The organism is Sphingomonas benefaciens (assembly GCF_052907485.1).
In genome coordinates this window covers 1325971-1340900 of sequence record NZ_JBREIC010000001.1, presented here as the reverse complement: position 1 = coordinate 1340900, position 14930 = coordinate 1325971, and the positions used below count along the sequence as shown (strand labels likewise).

General features: G+C 68.0%; 14 protein-coding genes. 9 read left to right on the top strand and 5 right to left on the bottom strand.

Translation table 11 applies throughout. The features are described from left to right. The first annotated feature begins 115 nt into the window (after positions 1–115). Positions 116–2371, top strand: a complete 2256-nt coding sequence (locus ACU5AX_RS06630; protein WP_446690137.1) for an NADP-dependent malic enzyme — start codon at positions 116–118, stop codon at positions 2369–2371. Between the two features lie 445 nt (positions 2372–2816). Here the strand turns inward: ACU5AX_RS06630 and ACU5AX_RS06625 are convergent, their stop codons facing one another. Then, positions 2817–3605, bottom strand: a complete 789-nt coding sequence (locus ACU5AX_RS06625) for an SDR family oxidoreductase (protein ID WP_446690136.1) — start codon at positions 3603–3605, stop codon at positions 2817–2819. 111 nt (positions 3606–3716) lie between these two features. Then, a complete protein-coding gene (locus ACU5AX_RS06620) occupies positions 3717–4919 on the bottom strand; it encodes an acyl-CoA dehydrogenase family protein (protein ID WP_446690135.1) in 1203 nt (400 codons plus the stop codon). A 486-nt stretch (positions 4920–5405) separates the two neighbouring features. Between ACU5AX_RS06620 and ACU5AX_RS06615 the strand changes: the two genes are divergently transcribed. Further along, complete coding sequence (locus tag ACU5AX_RS06615) at positions 5406–5927, top strand: CHAP domain-containing protein (RefSeq protein ID WP_232473768.1); 522 nt, start codon at positions 5406–5408, stop codon at positions 5925–5927. A gap of 150 nt (positions 5928–6077) precedes the next feature. Here the strand turns inward: ACU5AX_RS06615 and msrB are convergent, their stop codons facing one another. Both msrB and ACU5AX_RS06605 read right to left on the bottom strand, forming a co-directional pair. Continuing rightward, the gene (msrB, locus tag ACU5AX_RS06610; protein WP_446690478.1) at positions 6078–6566 is read right to left on the bottom strand and encodes a peptide-methionine (R)-S-oxide reductase MsrB; all 489 of its coding nucleotides are present in this window, start codon (positions 6564–6566) and stop codon (positions 6078–6080) included. Between the two features lie 164 nt (positions 6567–6730). Beyond that, entirely contained in the window at positions 6731–7120 is a 390-nt protein-coding gene (locus ACU5AX_RS06605) for a JAB domain-containing protein (protein ID WP_446690134.1), read from the bottom strand. 98 nt (positions 7121–7218) lie between these two features. Here ACU5AX_RS06605 and ACU5AX_RS06600 point away from each other — a divergent pair, with 98 nt between their 5' ends. The 7 genes from ACU5AX_RS06600 (at position 7219) to ACU5AX_RS06570 (ending at position 13956) form a co-directional block, all read left to right on the top strand. Then, entirely contained in the window at positions 7219–8013 is a 795-nt protein-coding gene (locus tag ACU5AX_RS06600; RefSeq protein ID WP_446690133.1) for a thymidylate synthase, read from the top strand. A gap of 5 nt (positions 8014–8018) precedes the next feature. Further along, the gene (locus tag ACU5AX_RS06595) at positions 8019–8498 is read left to right on the top strand and encodes a dihydrofolate reductase (protein ID WP_446690132.1); all 480 of its coding nucleotides are present in this window, start codon (positions 8019–8021) and stop codon (positions 8496–8498) included. A gap of 80 nt (positions 8499–8578) precedes the next feature. After that, positions 8579–9226 (top strand): FMN-binding negative transcriptional regulator, encoded by a 648-nt coding sequence (locus tag ACU5AX_RS06590; RefSeq protein WP_446690131.1) that lies wholly within the window; start codon positions 8579–8581, stop codon positions 9224–9226. Between the two features lie 34 nt (positions 9227–9260). After that, positions 9261–10187, top strand: a complete 927-nt coding sequence (locus tag ACU5AX_RS06585) for a bifunctional riboflavin kinase/FAD synthetase (protein ID WP_446690130.1) — start codon at positions 9261–9263, stop codon at positions 10185–10187. Between the two features lie 44 nt (positions 10188–10231). Next, positions 10232–13051, top strand: coding sequence for an isoleucine--tRNA ligase (gene ileS / locus ACU5AX_RS06580; protein WP_446690129.1), 2820 nt, complete (start codon positions 10232–10234; stop codon positions 13049–13051). After that, positions 13044–13553: a signal peptidase II gene (gene lspA / locus ACU5AX_RS06575; protein ID WP_446690128.1), complete on the top strand. Its 510-nt coding sequence runs from the start codon at positions 13044–13046 to the stop codon at positions 13551–13553. Before ileS ends, lspA begins: the two co-directional genes overlap by 8 nt. Beyond that, the gene (locus ACU5AX_RS06570; protein WP_198352112.1) at positions 13546–13956 is read left to right on the top strand and encodes a DUF3035 domain-containing protein; all 411 of its coding nucleotides are present in this window, start codon (positions 13546–13548) and stop codon (positions 13954–13956) included. The genes lspA and ACU5AX_RS06570 overlap by 8 nt, the downstream gene beginning before the upstream one ends. Positions 13957–14078: 122 nt before the next feature. On the opposite strand, the gene ACU5AX_RS06565 is transcribed toward ACU5AX_RS06570, so the two are convergent. Continuing rightward, positions 14079–14873, bottom strand: coding sequence for a TorF family putative porin (locus ACU5AX_RS06565; protein ID WP_446690127.1), 795 nt, complete (start codon positions 14871–14873; stop codon positions 14079–14081). Positions 14874–14930 lie beyond the last annotated feature (57 nt).

The following is a 14930-nucleotide window of genomic DNA, read 5'->3' as shown; positions in this document are numbered from 1 at the left end:
GCTCGGCGCGGGCCTGCGGGCTATAGGTCGCAGCCCCCGACATGCCTAGCACGGGTTGAAAGGCCGGTCCTAAACGGTCAAGAGCCGTAGCGTCCCCAGCCGCCAGCGAGGTCCCATGTCCGAAGAAGCGTCCCTACAGTTCTCCGAGCGCGAGGCGTTGCTGTTCCATTCGGAGGGGCGCCCCGGCAAGATCGAGATCGTCGCGTCCAAGCCGATGGCGACGCAGCGCGACCTGGCGCTGGCCTATTCGCCCGGCGTCGCGGTGCCAGTGCAGGCGATCGCCGACGATCCCGCCACCGCCTATGATTACACCGCCAAAGGCAATCTGGTCGCCGTCATCTCCAACGGCACGGCCATCCTAGGCCTCGGCAATCTGGGTGCGCTCGCCTCCAAGCCGGTGATGGAGGGCAAGGCGGTGCTCTTCAAGCGCTTCGCCGACGTCGATTCGATCGACATCGAGCTCAAGACCGAGGACGTGAACCGCTTCATCGACGCGGTCGAGCTGATGGAGCCGAGCTTCGGCGGCATCAACCTCGAAGACATCAAGGCCCCCGAATGCTTCATCATCGAGCAGGCGCTGCGCGAGAAGATGAACATCCCGGTCTTCCATGACGACCAGCACGGCACCGCGATCATCTGCGCCGCCGGGCTGATCAACGCCTGCCTGCTGACCGGGCGCAAGCTTCAGGACATCCGCGTCGTCGTCAACGGCGCCGGCGCGGCGGCGATCGCCTGCACCGAGCTGATGAAGGCGATGGGCGTACGCCACGACCATGTCATCATGTGCGACAAGACCGGCGTCATCTACCAAGGCCGCGACGACGTGAACCAGTGGCAGTCGGCGCATGCCGCCGCCACCGACCGCCGCACGCTGAAGGAGGCTCTGGTCGGCGCCGACGTGTTCATCGGCCTGTCCGCCGCCGGCGCGCTAAAGGGCGACATGGTGATCGAGATGGCCGACGCGCCGATCATCTTCGCCATGGCCAATCCGGTGCCGGAGATCCTGCCGGAAGAGGCGAAGACCGCGCGCCCCGACGCGATCATCGCCACCGGCCGGTCGGACTATCCGAACCAGGTCAACAACGTGCTGGGCTTCCCCTTCATCTTCCGCGGCGCGCTGGACGTCCGCGCGACGGGGATCAACGACGACATGAAGATCGCCGCGGCCAAGGCGATCGCCGACCTCGCCCGCGAGCGCGTGCCGGAAGAGGTGGCGGTCGCCTATGGCGTCAGCCACAGCTTCGGCCCCGATTATATCATCCCGGCGCCGTTCGACCCGCGGCTGATGGAGGAGGTGCCCGCCGCGGTCGCCAAGGCGGCGATGGATTCGGGCGTCGCGACCAAGCCGATCCTCGACATGCAGGCCTATCGCCAGAGCCTGCGGGCGCGGCTCAATCCGACCACGTCGGTGCTGACGCTCGCCTATGAAGGCGCGCGGGCGCGGCCGAAGCGCGTGCTGTTCGCGGAGGGCGAGGAGGAAGTCGTGCTGCGCGCGGCCATCGCCTTCAAGGAAGGCGGCTACGGCACGCCGGTGCTGGTCGGCCGCGACGACGTGCGCGACCGCTTGCGCGACCTCGGCGTCAACCCGGACGATTACGAGCTGCACAACAGCCGCGTCTCGCCGCTGGTGCCGAAGATGGTCGACTTCGTCTACGGCCGGCTGCAGCGGCGCGGCTATCTGCGCCGCGACGTCGAGCGGATGATCAACCAGGACCGCAACGTCTTCGGCTCCGCGCTGCTGCAGCTGGGCGAGGCGGATGCGATGATCACCGGCATCACCCGCACCTGGGCCGAATCGATGCGCCAGGTGAAGCGGGTGATCGATCCGGAGGCGGGCCGCACCCCCTTCGGCATCCACATCATGGTCGGCCAAAGCCACACCGTGTTCATCGCCGACACCACGGTCAACGAGCGGCCGACGGGCGAACAGCTCGCCGATTTCGCCGAGCAGACCGCGCAGGTCGCGCGTCGCATGGGCCACGAGCCGCGCGTCGCGATGCTGAGCTATTCGACCTTCGGCAACCCCAAGGGCGCCTGGGTCGACAATATCCGCGAGGCGGTGGCGGTGCTCGACGGACGTCAGGTCGGCTTCGAATATGAAGGCGAGATGCCGCCCGACGTCGCGCTCAATCCACGCCAGCTCGCCAATTATCCGTTCGCGCGTCTGTCGGGGCCGGCCAACATCCTGATCATGCCGGGCCTGCAATCGGCGCACATTTCCGCCAAGTTGCTGCGCGAGCTGGGCGGCGACAGCGTGATCGGACCGATGCTGATCGGCATGGAAAAGCCGGTGCAGATCGCGCCGATGACCTCGACCGCCAGCGAGCTGGTGACGCTGGCGGTGCTGGCGGCGGGGGGCATCGCGCGCTGACGGCGGCTTCGGAAGGTCTCAAAAGTCTCACGGATCGCGGGGCGCGGACCCCCGCGAGCGCCGGCGGCTGCTCGAGTCTTGACACTTTTGACACTTGAACGAAAAGTCTGCGGCGCTTCTGCTTTGCGAATGTTGCGCAGAGCGCGCGTTGGGTGTCGACGATGAGAAAAAGCCTCTGGGCTCCTGCGTGCGCAGGAGCACGGATGCCGGCGAGGTTAGCGGCGCACGATCTTGTAGGGCAGCGCTGAATGCCCGCCTGACAGTCCACGGGCGGAGGACGCAGAAGGAACGATCGACATACGGCATCGCAGGCTTTGGAAACGCCCTGCCGTCATTCCCGCAAAGGCGGGAATCCAGACGCGCGGAGGCTGCTTGTTGAGCCGTGACGTCAGGGGTTCTGGATCCCCGCCTCCGCGGGGATGACGAAATAGGGCGTCGATCGGCCCTAGCCGTCGATGCTCGTTCCCAGGGCCGCATGGACGAGGCCGCCGTCGACGGTGATCGTCTCGCCAACGACATAGTCGCCGGCGCGGCTGGCGAGATAGATGGCGGCGCCGGCCATGTCCTCGTCGGTGCCGATCCGTCCGGCCGGAATCGCCTGCGCCACCGCATCGCCGTGGTCGCGGGCGGCGCGGTTCATCTCGCTGGCGAAGGCGCCGGGTGCGATAGAGGTGACGTTGACGTGGTCGCGCACCAGCCGCGCCGCCATCCGCTTGGTGAGGTAGATCAGCGCCGCCTTGGACGCCTGGTAGCTGTAGGTTTCCCAGGGATTGAGCCGCTGGCCGTCGATCGAGGTGATGTTGATCACCTTGGCCGGACGGGTGGGGGCTCCCGCCGCCTTGAGCAGGCCGTGCAGCGCCTGGGTCAGGAAGAAGGGTGATTTGACGTTGAGGTCCATCACCTTGTCCCAGCCGCTTTCCGGAAACTCTTCGAACGGCACGCCCCAGGCGGCGCCTGCGTTGTTGACGAGGATGTCGAGCCGTTCCTCGCAATCGGCAAGGGCAGCGGCGAGGGCGCGGACGCCGTCGACGGTCGAGACGTCGGCGGGCAGGGGGATGCAGTTCGGGCCGAGCGCGGCGGCGGTCTCCTCGCAGGCGCCCGCCTTGCGGCTGGAGATGTAGACGCGCGCGCCCTGCGCGACGAATCCGGCGGCGATCATCCGGCCGATGCCGCGGCTGCCGCCGGTGACGAGGGCGATGCGGCCGTCGAGGCGGAACAGGTCGGTGGTGTTCATGATGCTCCCCTCCCGCTTGCGGGAGGGGCTGGGGGAGGGCCGTCCGCGCGCGGTGATGATCGTGATTCTGCCCTCCCCCGACCCCTCCCGCAAGCGGGAGGGGAGAATAGGTCACCCGCCGCGTTTCAGCGTCTCGCGGGCGATGATGATCTGCTGGATCTGGCTGGTGCCTTCGTAGATGCGGAACAGGCGGACGTCGCGGTACAGGCGTTCGATGCCATAATCGGCGATATAGCCGGCCCCGCCGAAAATCTGCACCGCCTTGTCGGCGACGCGGCCGACCATCTCGCTGGCGAAATATTTCGCCGCCGCCGATTCGAGCACGACGTCCTGGCCGGCCGCCGGCGCGTCCGTTCCCGGTGCGGCGGCCTGGTCCAGAGCGTCCTTGGTCCGGGCGGTTTCCAACACCATCGCGCGGGCGACGAGCGCCTCCGTCTTCATGTCGGCGATCATGCCCTGGATCAGCTGATGCTCGGCGATCGGCTTGCCGAACTGCTTGCGTTCCTTGGCATAAGCGACGCTGTCAGCGATCAGCCGCTCGGCGACGCCGACGCAGACCGCGGCGATGTGCAGCCGGCCGCGATCGAGCACGCGCATCGCGATCTTGAAGCCTTCGCCCTCCGCGCCGAGTCGATTGGCGGCCGGAACGGGCACATCGTCGAAATGGACGTCGGCGACCTTGGCGCCCTTCTGCCCCATCTTCTTTTCCGGCTCGCCGATCGTCACGCCGGGCAGGTCGCGCGGCACAAGGAACGCGCTGACGCCACGCGCGCCGGGCGCGTCGCCGGTGCGCGCCATAACGGTGAACAGCTGGGCGCGGTCGGCATTGGTGATGTAGCGCTTGGTGCCGGACAGGCGGTAGATGTCGGCCCCATCGGCGTCCTTGGCGCGGACGGCGCGCGTCTTGACGCTGCCCGAATCGCTGCCGACGTCGGGTTCGGTCAGCGCGAAGCTGGTGACGATCGCGCCGCTGGCGATGCGCGGCAGCCATTCGGCCTTTTGTTCGGGCGTGCCGGCCATCACCAGGCCCTGGCTGCCGATGCCGACGTTGGTGCCAAAGGCGGAGCGGAAGGCGGGCGTGGTCCGGCCCATCTCCATGCCGACCTGCACCTCCTCGACCATGGTGAGGCCGAGCCCGCCATAGTCCTCGGCGATCGACAGGCCGAACAGGCCCATCGCCTTCATCTCGTCGACGAGCTCGTCCGGTATGGCATCGGCCGCCTCCACCTCCGCCTCGAGCGGCCGCAGCCGTTCGGCGACGAAGCGGCGGATGGCGTCGATCAGCGCGTCGAAAGTCTCCGGGTCGAGGGCCATGCGCATGTCCTTATGCAATTGGCGCGAGGCTAGGCCAGTGGCTGGAGCGGAGCAAACCCGAAATTCAAATCGAGTGTGACATCCGTCTACAGGACGCATTTCTGCTGGTACCAACTATACCAATGATGCAACCGCTCTTCGTCATGCCGGGCTTGTTCCGGCATCCACCGTTCCGCACACGAACTCGCGGCGGCGTGTGTCGAACCGTGGATGCCGAAACAAGTCCGGCATGACGTTTGGGCCTGCGAGCGTGTTTTTTTCGATGCCGTAAGGCGAGATAGGACAGCCTGACTCCCTCGCTTCGTCGCACGGTGAGCCGTTCATCGGCGCTTCACCACCGTTCGCCGGAAAGCCGGGGGTAAGCCCCTATCCGCCCGGAACATTCTTGCGTAGCGCCATCCTCGACGAACGGGTTTTGGCCGGGGGGTCACTGAAGTGTTGAAGTCGTTGACGGCGCGTTTTGCGCTGATGGTTTCCTGCGGCCTGATGATGGCCACTCCGGCTGCGGCGCAGTTCTGGCAGTGCGCGCCTTATGCCCGCGAGGTTTCCGGTATCGACATCCACGGCAATGCCGACACCTGGTGGGGCCAGGCCGCCGGCAAGTACCAGCGCGGCCACAAGCCGGAGATCGGCGCGGTGCTGTCCTTCCAGTCGACCCATCGCATGCGCGTCGGCCATGTCGCCATGGTGTCGCAGGTGATCAGCGATCGCGAAGTGCTGCTGACCCACGCCAACTGGTCGCGCCCCGGCCAGATCGAGCGCAACGTCCGCGCCGTCGACGTCTCCGCCGCCGGCGACTGGAGCGAGGTGAAGGTCTGGTATGCGCCGAACGGCGATCTCGGCACCTCGGCCTATCCGACCAACGGCTTCATCTATTCGGGCCATGCCCCGCTGGGCGGTGACGCCGCGCCGGCGACCGCCAGCGACCTGGACGAAGTCGCCCGCGCCAATATGGCGGTGATCGCCACCTCGGCCGCGGTGCCGGTGGCGCCGGTGGCGGATCGCTGAGGCGGTCTGGCGCTATCCCAAAATTATACGTCATCCCCGCGTAGGCGGGGATCCAGACGCGCAACACCTGTTGATTGCCCCTCGAGTGTCAGCGTGTCTGGATCCCCGCCTTCGCGGGGATGACGCCGTTTTTCGCCGGAGGTTAACCCCTCACGCCGGGCGGAAGGTCATGGCGACGCCGTTCATGCAATAGCGCTTGCCGGTCGGCTTCGGGCCGTCATCGAAGACATGGCCAAGATGGCCGCCGCAACGGCTGCAATGGACCTCAACGCGTTCCTCCAGCAAGGCGCGATCGCTCTTGGTGCCGACCGCGCGGGGCAGCGGCGCCCAGAAGCTCGGCCAGCCGGTGCCGCTGTCGAACTTGGTCTTGGACGAGAACAGCGGCTGGTCACAGCCCTTGCAGCTGAAGGTGCCGGCGCGATGCTCGTTGTTGAGCGGACTGGAGAAAGGTCGCTCGGTGCTTTCGTGGCGCAGTACCGCCCAGGCCTGATCGCCGAGCTTCTTGCGCCAGGCGGCGTCGCTCATCTGAACCGGATAGGTGGCGGCGTCGGCCGGGGCGGCACGGCAGCCCCACAGAATCGCGCCGGCAACGCCGGTGGCGGCGAGCGACAATAGCGAACGGCGGGTCGGATCCTGCATCATGGGATGGATATGGGGAGGCGGCGCTTCGTCATCCATCCCCATCGATCATATTGATTCAGGTTGGCATTGCCGCGCGGCGACGTGATCGGCCATGCGGCCGTGCATCCCCGCCGGCTTGGCGGCGACCTGCCGCAGCCTGGCCCTTGGCGGCAGGGGCGGCGTCAGAGCAGGCCGCACGCGCGGAAGCTGGTCGTCTCCTCTGCCGTCAGGATCAGATGGTCGATCAGGTCGAGATCGAGCGGATCGCAGACCCTGGACAAAGCGGCGGTGAAAACGACGTCCGCCTGGCTCGGCTCGGCATGGCCGCTGGGATGATTGTGGACGAGGATCAGTCCGGCAGCGTCCTGCGCCAGTGCCGCCCCGACAATCGCGCGCAGCGACGGCGTGACGCTGTCTTGGCCGCCGGTGAACAGGGTCGTGCCGAGATATCTCCATTCCGGATCGAGCAGGACGACCCCCGCATGTTCGATCGAGGCGGTGCGGAACTCGGGAAAGAGCGCCGCGGCGCCGGCCGCGTCGCGGATGTGCGTGGGGGTTCGGCGATCGGACACGGCCGATCCTGCCGGAGCAGCGCGCGCGATGCACCGTCATCTGTCTCCAAAACGGCGGAGCGCTTGGCGATTCGCGTCGGAGGCGATACGCCGCCGGCATGCGCCAATATCTCGACCTGATGGACCGGATCCTCACCAGCGGCAGCCGGCAGGACGACCGTACCGGCACCGGCACGCTGTCGGTCTTCGGTGCGCAGATGCGCTTCGACCTGCGCGCCGGTTTTCCGGTGCTGACTACCAAGAAGCTGCATCTGCGCTCGATCATCGTCGAATTGCTCTGGTTCCTGAGAGGCGACACCAACGTGCGCTGGCTGCACGAGAACAAAGTGAGCATCTGGGACGAATGGGCGGACGCGAACGGCGATCTCGGCCCCGTCTACGGCAAGCAATGGCGCGACTGGCAAACCGCGGACGGGCGGCATATCGATCAGATCACGGACTTGATCGACACGATCCGCCGCAATCCGGCGAGCCGACGACAGATCGTCACCGCCTGGAACCCCGGCGAACTGCGCGCCATGGCGCTAAGCCCCTGCCACTGCCTGTTCCAGACGCATGTCGCCGACGGGCGGCTGAGCCTGCAGCTGTATCAACGGTCGGCGGACGTGTTCCTGGGGGTGCCGTTCAACATCGCCAGCTATGCGCTGCTCACCCATATGCTCGCGCAGCAGGCCGGGCTGGAGGTGGGCGACTTCATCTGGACGGGCGGCGACTGCCACCTTTACCTCAACCATCTCGAGCAGGCGCGCACCCAGCTGACCCGCGATCCAGGGCCGTTGCCGCGCCTGGAGATCCTGCGTCGGCCGGACGCGATCGACGGCTATGCCTATGAGGATTTCGTCCTGCACGACTATGTCGCGCAGCCGCATATCAAGGCGCCGGTCGCGATATGACGGCCATGACGGCGGGGCCGCGCATCGTCTTCCTGCTCGCGCGGGCCGATAATGGCGTGATCGGCCGCGACGGGCAGCTGCCCTGGCACCTGCCGGCGGACCTGAAGCGCTTCAAGGCGCTGACGCTCGGCAAGCCGATGGTGATGGGGCGCAAGACGTTCGACAGCTTTCCCGCGCCGCTGCCGGGGCGGCGGCATATCGTGCTGACCCGCGATACGTCCTGGTCGGCGCCGGGGGCGGAGGCGGCGCATGGGCCGGAGGCGGCGCTGGCGCTGGCCGGCGGCGACGAGGTGGCGGTGATCGGCGGGGCGGAGGTGTTCGCGCTGTTCACGCCCGACCGGATCGAGCTGACCGAGGTGCACGGCAGGTTCGATGGCGACGCCGTGGTGCCGGCCTTCGCCGGCACGCGCGAGGTGGCGCGGGAGGAGCATCCAGCGGCGGACGGGCGACCGGCCTATAGCTTCGTGACCTTGGTTCGGGAATAGCCGACGCGGCGGCGTGGCGGGCCGCGTCTCTGCTACGATGAAGGGAGAACTGCCGTGTCGGTGGCGGTCGGGGGACGGCTATGCTCTATACCAAGCCGGTGTTCGCGCCGGACAGCGAGGAGGCGGTGTTCGCGCTGATCGACCAGCTGCCGCTCGGCACGCTGATCACGGTTCACGACGGCGTGCCGCAGCTGTCGCATCCGGTCTTCGTCGGGGACCGCGCGGGGCGCCGCCTGATCAGCCATGTCGCCCGGAACAACGATCATGCGGCGTTGCTGCAGGACGGGCTGGCCGCGACGGCGATCTTTCTGGATACCGGCGGCTATGTCTCGCCATCCTGGTATCCGGCGGCACCGGTGCGGGATTCGGCACCGACCTGGATCTTCCGCGTCGCGCATGTCCACGGGCGGCTGCGCCTGCTGTCGCGGGCGGAGACGATGCGGCATCTGGTCGATCTCGTCGCGCAGAGGGAGGCGGGGCGCGACCATGGCTGGTCGATCGGCGAGCTGGGGCGCGAGGGCGTGCAGCGGCGGCTGGACGCGATCCAGGGGTTCACGCTGGAGATCGAGCGGATCGAGGCGAGCTTCTGCCTGGGCCAGGACGAGCGGCAGCGCGACATGGCGGCCGCGGTCGCCGCTTATGATGCACTCGGCGAGGACAGGCTGGCCGGGCTGATGCGCGCGGCGCGCGACGACCTGCCGCCGGCGCCCGGCGGTCAAGGCGATTGAGTCGCCCTGCAACCTTCCCTAAAGGCGCGGGATCATGGAGCGGCTGGACGGCGGCTCGGCCATTCCGCCGCATCTGGCCGGCGGCATCGTCGCGCTCGGTAATTTCGATGGATTCCATCTCGGTCACCAGGCGGTGGTCGGGGCGGCGGTGGCGCGGGCGCATGCCGAGGGGCGGCCGGCTCTGGTCGCGACCTTCGATCCGCATCCGGTGCGCCACTTCCGGCCCGACACGCCGCCGTTCCGGCTGACCACGCTCGACCAGCGGCAGCGCTTGTTCGCCGAGGCGGGAGCGGATGCGATGGTGGTGTTCCGCTTCGATGGCGATCTCGCGAGCCTGTCGGCCGAAGCCTTTGTCGCCGAACGGCTGGTCGCCTGCCTCGCCATCGCCGGGGTGGTGACCGGCGCGGATTTCACCTTCGGCAAGGGCAAAAGCGGCGACGTCGCGACGCTGGCGGCGCTGGGCGGACGGCACGGTTTCGTCGCCGACACCGTCGGGCCAGTGACGCTGGACGGCGAGCCGGTCTCGTCGAGCCGCATCCGCGCCGCGCTGCGCCGGGGCGACGCCCGCGAGGCGGCGCGCCTGCTGACCCGGCCGTTCGCAATCGCGGGCGTGGTGCAGCACGGCGACAAGGTCGGCCGGACCATCGGCTATCCGACCGCCAATCTCGACATGGGCAAGTATCTGCGCCCGGCCTACGGCATCTATGCGGTGACCGGGCGGCTGGCCGAAGGGCGGGTGCTGGCGGGCGCCGCCAATCTGGGCATCCGGCCGAGCTTCACGCCGCCGAAGGAATTGCTCGAGCCTTATTTCTTCGACTTTTCCGGCGACCTGTACGGGCAGGCGATCGAGGTCGCGCTGGTCGACTATATCCGTCCGGAAGCGAAGTTCGACGACCTCGACGCCTTGATCCGCCAGATGGAGGCGGATTGCGCACAGGCGCGTGCGATCCTGCACGTATAGACGAGTGACACAGGCGGCGGACTTCCGCTAGAGCGCGCAATTCTATGACCGACGCCTCTGCGCCCGATACCGCCCGCGACGCCGCCCCTGACGCCACCAGGGACTGGCGCGACACCGTCTTCCTGCCGAAGACCGACTTTCCGATGAAGGCGGGCCTCGCCGCCAAGGAACCGGCGATCCTGGAGCGGTGGCAGCGGATCGGCCTGTACGACCGGTTGCGCGCGATCCGTAAGGGGCGCGAGCTGTTCATCCTGCACGACGGGCCGCCCTACGCCAACGGCGACATCCACATGGGCCATGCGATGAACAAGGTCCTGAAGGACATCATCGTGCGCAGCCAGTCGCTGATGGGCAAGGACGCGCCCTATGTGCCCGGCTGGGATTGCCACGGCCTGCCGATCGAATGGAAGGTCGAGGAGGCGTATCGCGCCAAGAAGCAGAACAAGGACGACGTGCCGGTCGCCGACTTCCGCGCCGAATGCCGCGCCTATGCGACGGGTTGGGTCGATGTGCAGCGCGGCCAGTTCCAGCGGCTGGGCGTGATGGGCGATTGGGCCGATCCGTATCTGACCATGAACTATGGTGCCGAAGCGGCGATCGTCGGCGAGCTGCTCAAGTTCGCCGAATCCGGCCAGCTGTATCGCGGCGCCAAGCCGGTGATGTGGTCGCCGGTCGAAAAGACCGCGCTCGCCGAGGCGGAGGTCGAATATGAGGACATCGTCTCGACCCAGATCGACGTCGGGTTCGAGATCGCGTCCGCGCCGGAGGCGGAGATACTGGTCGGCGCGACCGCGGTGATCTGGACGACGACGCCGTGGACGATCCCGGTCAACCAGGCGCTCGCCTACAATCCGGCGCTCGACTACGTCCTGTTCCGTGGCGGCGAGCGGCGGTACCTGGTCGAGGAAAACCTGCTGCCGGCGTTTCTGAAGCGTACCGGACTGGCGATGGACGAGTTCGTCGCGCTGGTGAAGGGCGCGGCGCTGGAGGGCGCGTCCGCGCGGCACCCGATGCACGCGCTGGGCGGTTTCTTCGCCAAGCCGCGGCCGTTCCTGGCCGGCGAGTTCGTGACGCGCGACGCCGGCACCGGCCTGGTCCACATGGCGCCCGACCATGGCGAGGACGACTTCCTGCTGTGCAAGGCCAATGGCATCGAGCCGGTGTTCGCGGTCGACGGCGCCGGCTTCTACCGGGCCGACTGGGCGTGGCTGGGCGGCCAGGGCAGCGTCATCAACAAGAAGTTCGTCGGCGCCGACGGGCCGATCTGCAGCGATTTGCGTGAGGCGGGGGCGCTGCTCTCCGCGTCCGACGATTTCGCGCACAGCTATCCGCACAGCTGGCGGTCGAAGGCGAAGGTGATCTTCCGCGCGACGCCGCAATGGTTCATCCCGATGGACCGCGCGATCCTGCCGCAGGGTGCCGGCGCCCCGAGCAACGGTGCGACGCTGCGCGAAACCGCGCTCGACGCGATCGAACACACCCGCTGGGTGCCGGAGCGAAGCCGCAACCGCATCCGCTCGATGGTCGAGGGGCGGCCGGACTGGGTGATCAGCCGCCAGCGCGCCTGGGGCGTGCCGATCGCGCTCTACGTGCACCGCCAGTCGGGCGAATATCTGGTCGATGCCGAGGTCAACGCCCGCATCGTCGCGGCCTTCGAGGCCGGCGGCGCCGACGCCTGGTTCACCGCCGACCATCAGGCGCTGCTCGGCGCCGACTACGACCTCGCCGATTACGAGGTGGTCGAGGACATCCTTGACGTCTGGTTCGATTCGGGCTCGACGCACGTCTTCACCGTCGAGGCGCGCTATGGCGAGGATGTCCGCGCCAATCTGTACCTCGAAGGCTCCGACCAGCATCGCGGCTGGTTCCAGTCGTCGTTGCTCGAAGGCTGCGGCACGCGCGGGCGGGCGCCCTATGACGCGGTGCTGACGCACGGCTTCGCGCTCGACGACAAGGGGCGCAAGATGTCGAAGAGCCTCGGCAACGTCGTCGATCCGCTGAAGGTGATCGGCGAGAGCGGCGCCGACATCCTGCGCATGTGGGTCGCCTCGACCGACTATTTCGACGACGTGCGGATCGGCAAGGAGGTGCTGGCGACGGCGTCCGACGCCTATCGCAAGCTGCGCAACACCTTCCGCTACCTGCTCGGCGCGCTCGACGGGTTCAGCGACGCCGAGAAGGTGCCGGTCGCCGCGATGCCGGAACTGGAACGCTATGTGCTGACCCTGCTCGGCCGGCTCGACGTCGACCTGCGCGAGGCGGCGGAGGGGTTCGAGCTCAATCGCTACCTGCGCCGGCTGACCGACTTCGCCAACGAGGATCTGTCGGCCTTCTTCTTCGATATTCGCAAGGATTCGCTGTATTGCGACGCGGCGGCGGATCCGAAGCGGCGCGCCTATCGCACCGTGCTCGACCTGCTGTTCCACGCCCTCGTCCGCTATGCCGCGCCGATCCTCTGCTTCACCGCCGAGGAGGTGTGGCAGGCGCGCTTCCCGAGCGAGGACCAGTCGGTGCACTTCCTCGAATGGCCGGAACTGCCCGCCGTCGCCGGGGACGACCCGCTGTCGACCGACTGGGCGGACGTGCGTGCGCTGCGCCAGACGGTGACCGAGGCGATCGAGCCGCTGCGTCGCGAGAAGACCGTACGTTCCAGCCTGGAGGCGGAGGTGACGGTACCCGATCTGCCGCTGCCGGCGGCGGCGCTGGCCGAGACGTTCATCGTCGCGCGCGTCGATGCGGGCGAGGGCGTTGCCGTGCGCCGGACCGACTATCACAAATGCGGCCGATGCTGGCGGCATCTGCCCGAGGTGACGACGGACGACGCGCTGTGCGATCGCTGCGCGGGGGTGGTCAGCGATGCGTAAGCTGCCCGTCGTCGGCCTGGTCACCGCGGCCGTCGTCTTCCTGGTCGACCAGTTGAGCAAGGTCGGCGTCACCCGCGGTCTGGGTCTCAGCGACCTGACCGACGCGCGCTACGTCGCGCCGTTCTTCAACCTGCGCTTCGTCGCCAATCACGGCGTGTCGCTCGGCTATCTGCATGCCGACACCGATGCGATGCGCTGGGCGCTGGTCGCGATGACCGGCGCGATCGCCGCCGCGGTGGCGGTGTGGATGACGCGCGAGACGCAGCGCGCCGACCGGATCGCGCTGGGCGCGATCCTGGGCGGGGCGATCGGCAATATCGTCGATCGCGTGCGGTTCGGCTATGTCGTCGATTTCGCCGACCTTCATTTCGGCGAATGGCGGCCGTTCCTCGTCTTCAACGTCGCGGATGCGGCGATCACCCTCGGCGTGCTGGTGCTGCTTGTCCGCGCGCTCCTGATGCGCGACAAGCGCGACGCAGTTTCGGAGAATCCCCATGCGTAAGTTCGTTGCCGTTGCCACTGGCCTTGCCTGCGTCGCCCTGCTGTCCGGCTGCGGCAAGCGCGGCTACGACCGCGCACGCCCCGACGAATTCGCCGTCGCGCGTCAGGCGCCGCTGGTGATCCCGCCCGATTATTCGCTGGTGCCGCCGCAGCCGGGCGCGGCACGGCCGCAGGACAATGCGTCCACCGCGCAGACGCTGCAGGCGCTGTTCGGCGGCAACCAGCAGCGCAGCCAGGCGGAAAACGGCGTGCTGCAGCAGGCGGGCGACGACGCGGCCGACACCGGCATCCGTTCGTCGGTCGGCGATCCGGGCACCAACGTCGTCGACAAGGGGTCGACCACCCGCGACATCGTCGCCGCGCCGCAGGGCGACGGTCAGGACGCGCGCGCCTCGGCACAGTAAGGTTTGATACCAAGCCCCTCCCGTTCAGGGGAGGGGTAGGGGGTGGGGCGTCGTCCCAAGGAGTTCGCTCGCGGACAGCCCCACCCCAACCCCTCCCCTTCAGGGGAGGAGCTAGACGATTGTCAGAAGGTCGTGCCGATATAGGCGAGCACGGTCGAGCCGCGGCCCAGCCGCGTCGCGAAGCGGTTGCTTTCGCTGATGTCGGTGTCGACGTAGCTGACGCCGACCTTGAACGGGCCGCCGACCGCTTCCGCCGTCGCCGACCAGTCGAGATAGGTGTCGTCGTTGCTGCCGGGCGCGTTCAGCGAGCCGAGCGACCCCTTGGAATAGCCCAGATGCCCCTTGAGCGTGATCGGGGTCGTCGGGATCGCCGCCGCGGCCTCGCCATAGACATAGATATTGTCGTCGTTGCCGCCCTTGACGTCGAAGCCCTTGAGGCCGCTCTGACCGCCCCAGGCATAGGCGGCGCCCGCCTTGGTCGATAGCGGCCCGAGCGTGTAGGTCACCGCGGCATAAGGCTCGAAGAAGTTGGTCCGCTGGCCGTTGTTGTGGCCGTCATAGTCGTAATAGAGCAGGCCGACGTCGACGCCGAGGCCGCTCTTCAGGCTCTTGGTGAAGCCGCCGTACAGATCGATCTCCGCCCGGCCATAGCCGGTCAGCGCGGGCGTGCGGCCCGAACCGTCGATCGTCGACAGGAAGGTGCCGACGTAGAAGCCCGATTTGTGCGTCAGGCTGAGCGTCGTCTGCAATGCGGGATCGCTGTCGGACTGGGTGACGCCGCGGAAGCGATAGTCGCTGATCAGCGTCGTGCCGCCGGACAGCTTCAGCGCCGGCGGCGGCGCGGTTTCGTCCTGCGCCAAGGCCGGCGCGGCTGCCGTCAGCGCGAGGCCGGCGAGCAAGAAATGGGTGAAGCGCATCGTGTCCCTTTCGAGTCGAAGAAGGTCGATGTCCCGGCCTGCCAGGATGGCTGCCCG

What these genes read in the sequence shown, in the direction of transcription:
- msrB (WP_446690478.1), bottom strand. Translation starts at nt 6,566, where the DNA reads ATGCAGGATCCGACCCGCCGTTCGCTATTGTCGCTCGCCGCCACCGGC.
- ACU5AX_RS06595 (WP_446690132.1), top strand. Translation starts at nt 8,019, where the DNA reads ATGACGGCGGGGCCGCGCATCGTCTTCCTGCTCGCGCGGGCCGATAAT.
- ileS (WP_446690129.1), top strand. Translation starts at nt 10,232, where the DNA reads ATGACCGACGCCTCTGCGCCCGATACCGCCCGCGACGCCGCCCCTGAC.
- ACU5AX_RS06570 (WP_198352112.1), top strand. Translation starts at nt 13,546, where the DNA reads ATGCGTAAGTTCGTTGCCGTTGCCACTGGCCTTGCCTGCGTCGCCCTG.
- ACU5AX_RS06630 (WP_446690137.1), top strand. Translation starts at nt 116, where the DNA reads ATGTCCGAAGAAGCGTCCCTACAGTTCTCCGAGCGCGAGGCGTTGCTG.
- ACU5AX_RS06600 (WP_446690133.1), top strand. Translation starts at nt 7,219, where the DNA reads ATGCGCCAATATCTCGACCTGATGGACCGGATCCTCACCAGCGGCAGC.
- ACU5AX_RS06585 (WP_446690130.1), top strand. Translation starts at nt 9,261, where the DNA reads ATGGAGCGGCTGGACGGCGGCTCGGCCATTCCGCCGCATCTGGCCGGC.
- ACU5AX_RS06625 (WP_446690136.1), bottom strand. Translation starts at nt 3,605, where the DNA reads ATGAACACCACCGACCTGTTCCGCCTCGACGGCCGCATCGCCCTCGTC.
- lspA (WP_446690128.1), top strand. Translation starts at nt 13,044, where the DNA reads ATGCGTAAGCTGCCCGTCGTCGGCCTGGTCACCGCGGCCGTCGTCTTC.
- ACU5AX_RS06565 (WP_446690127.1), bottom strand. Translation starts at nt 14,873, where the DNA reads ATGCGCTTCACCCATTTCTTGCTCGCCGGCCTCGCGCTGACGGCAGCC.
- ACU5AX_RS06620 (WP_446690135.1), bottom strand. Translation starts at nt 4,919, where the DNA reads ATGGCCCTCGACCCGGAGACTTTCGACGCGCTGATCGACGCCATCCGC.
- ACU5AX_RS06615 (WP_232473768.1), top strand. Translation starts at nt 5,406, where the DNA reads ATGATGGCCACTCCGGCTGCGGCGCAGTTCTGGCAGTGCGCGCCTTAT.
- ACU5AX_RS06590 (WP_446690131.1), top strand. Translation starts at nt 8,579, where the DNA reads ATGCTCTATACCAAGCCGGTGTTCGCGCCGGACAGCGAGGAGGCGGTG.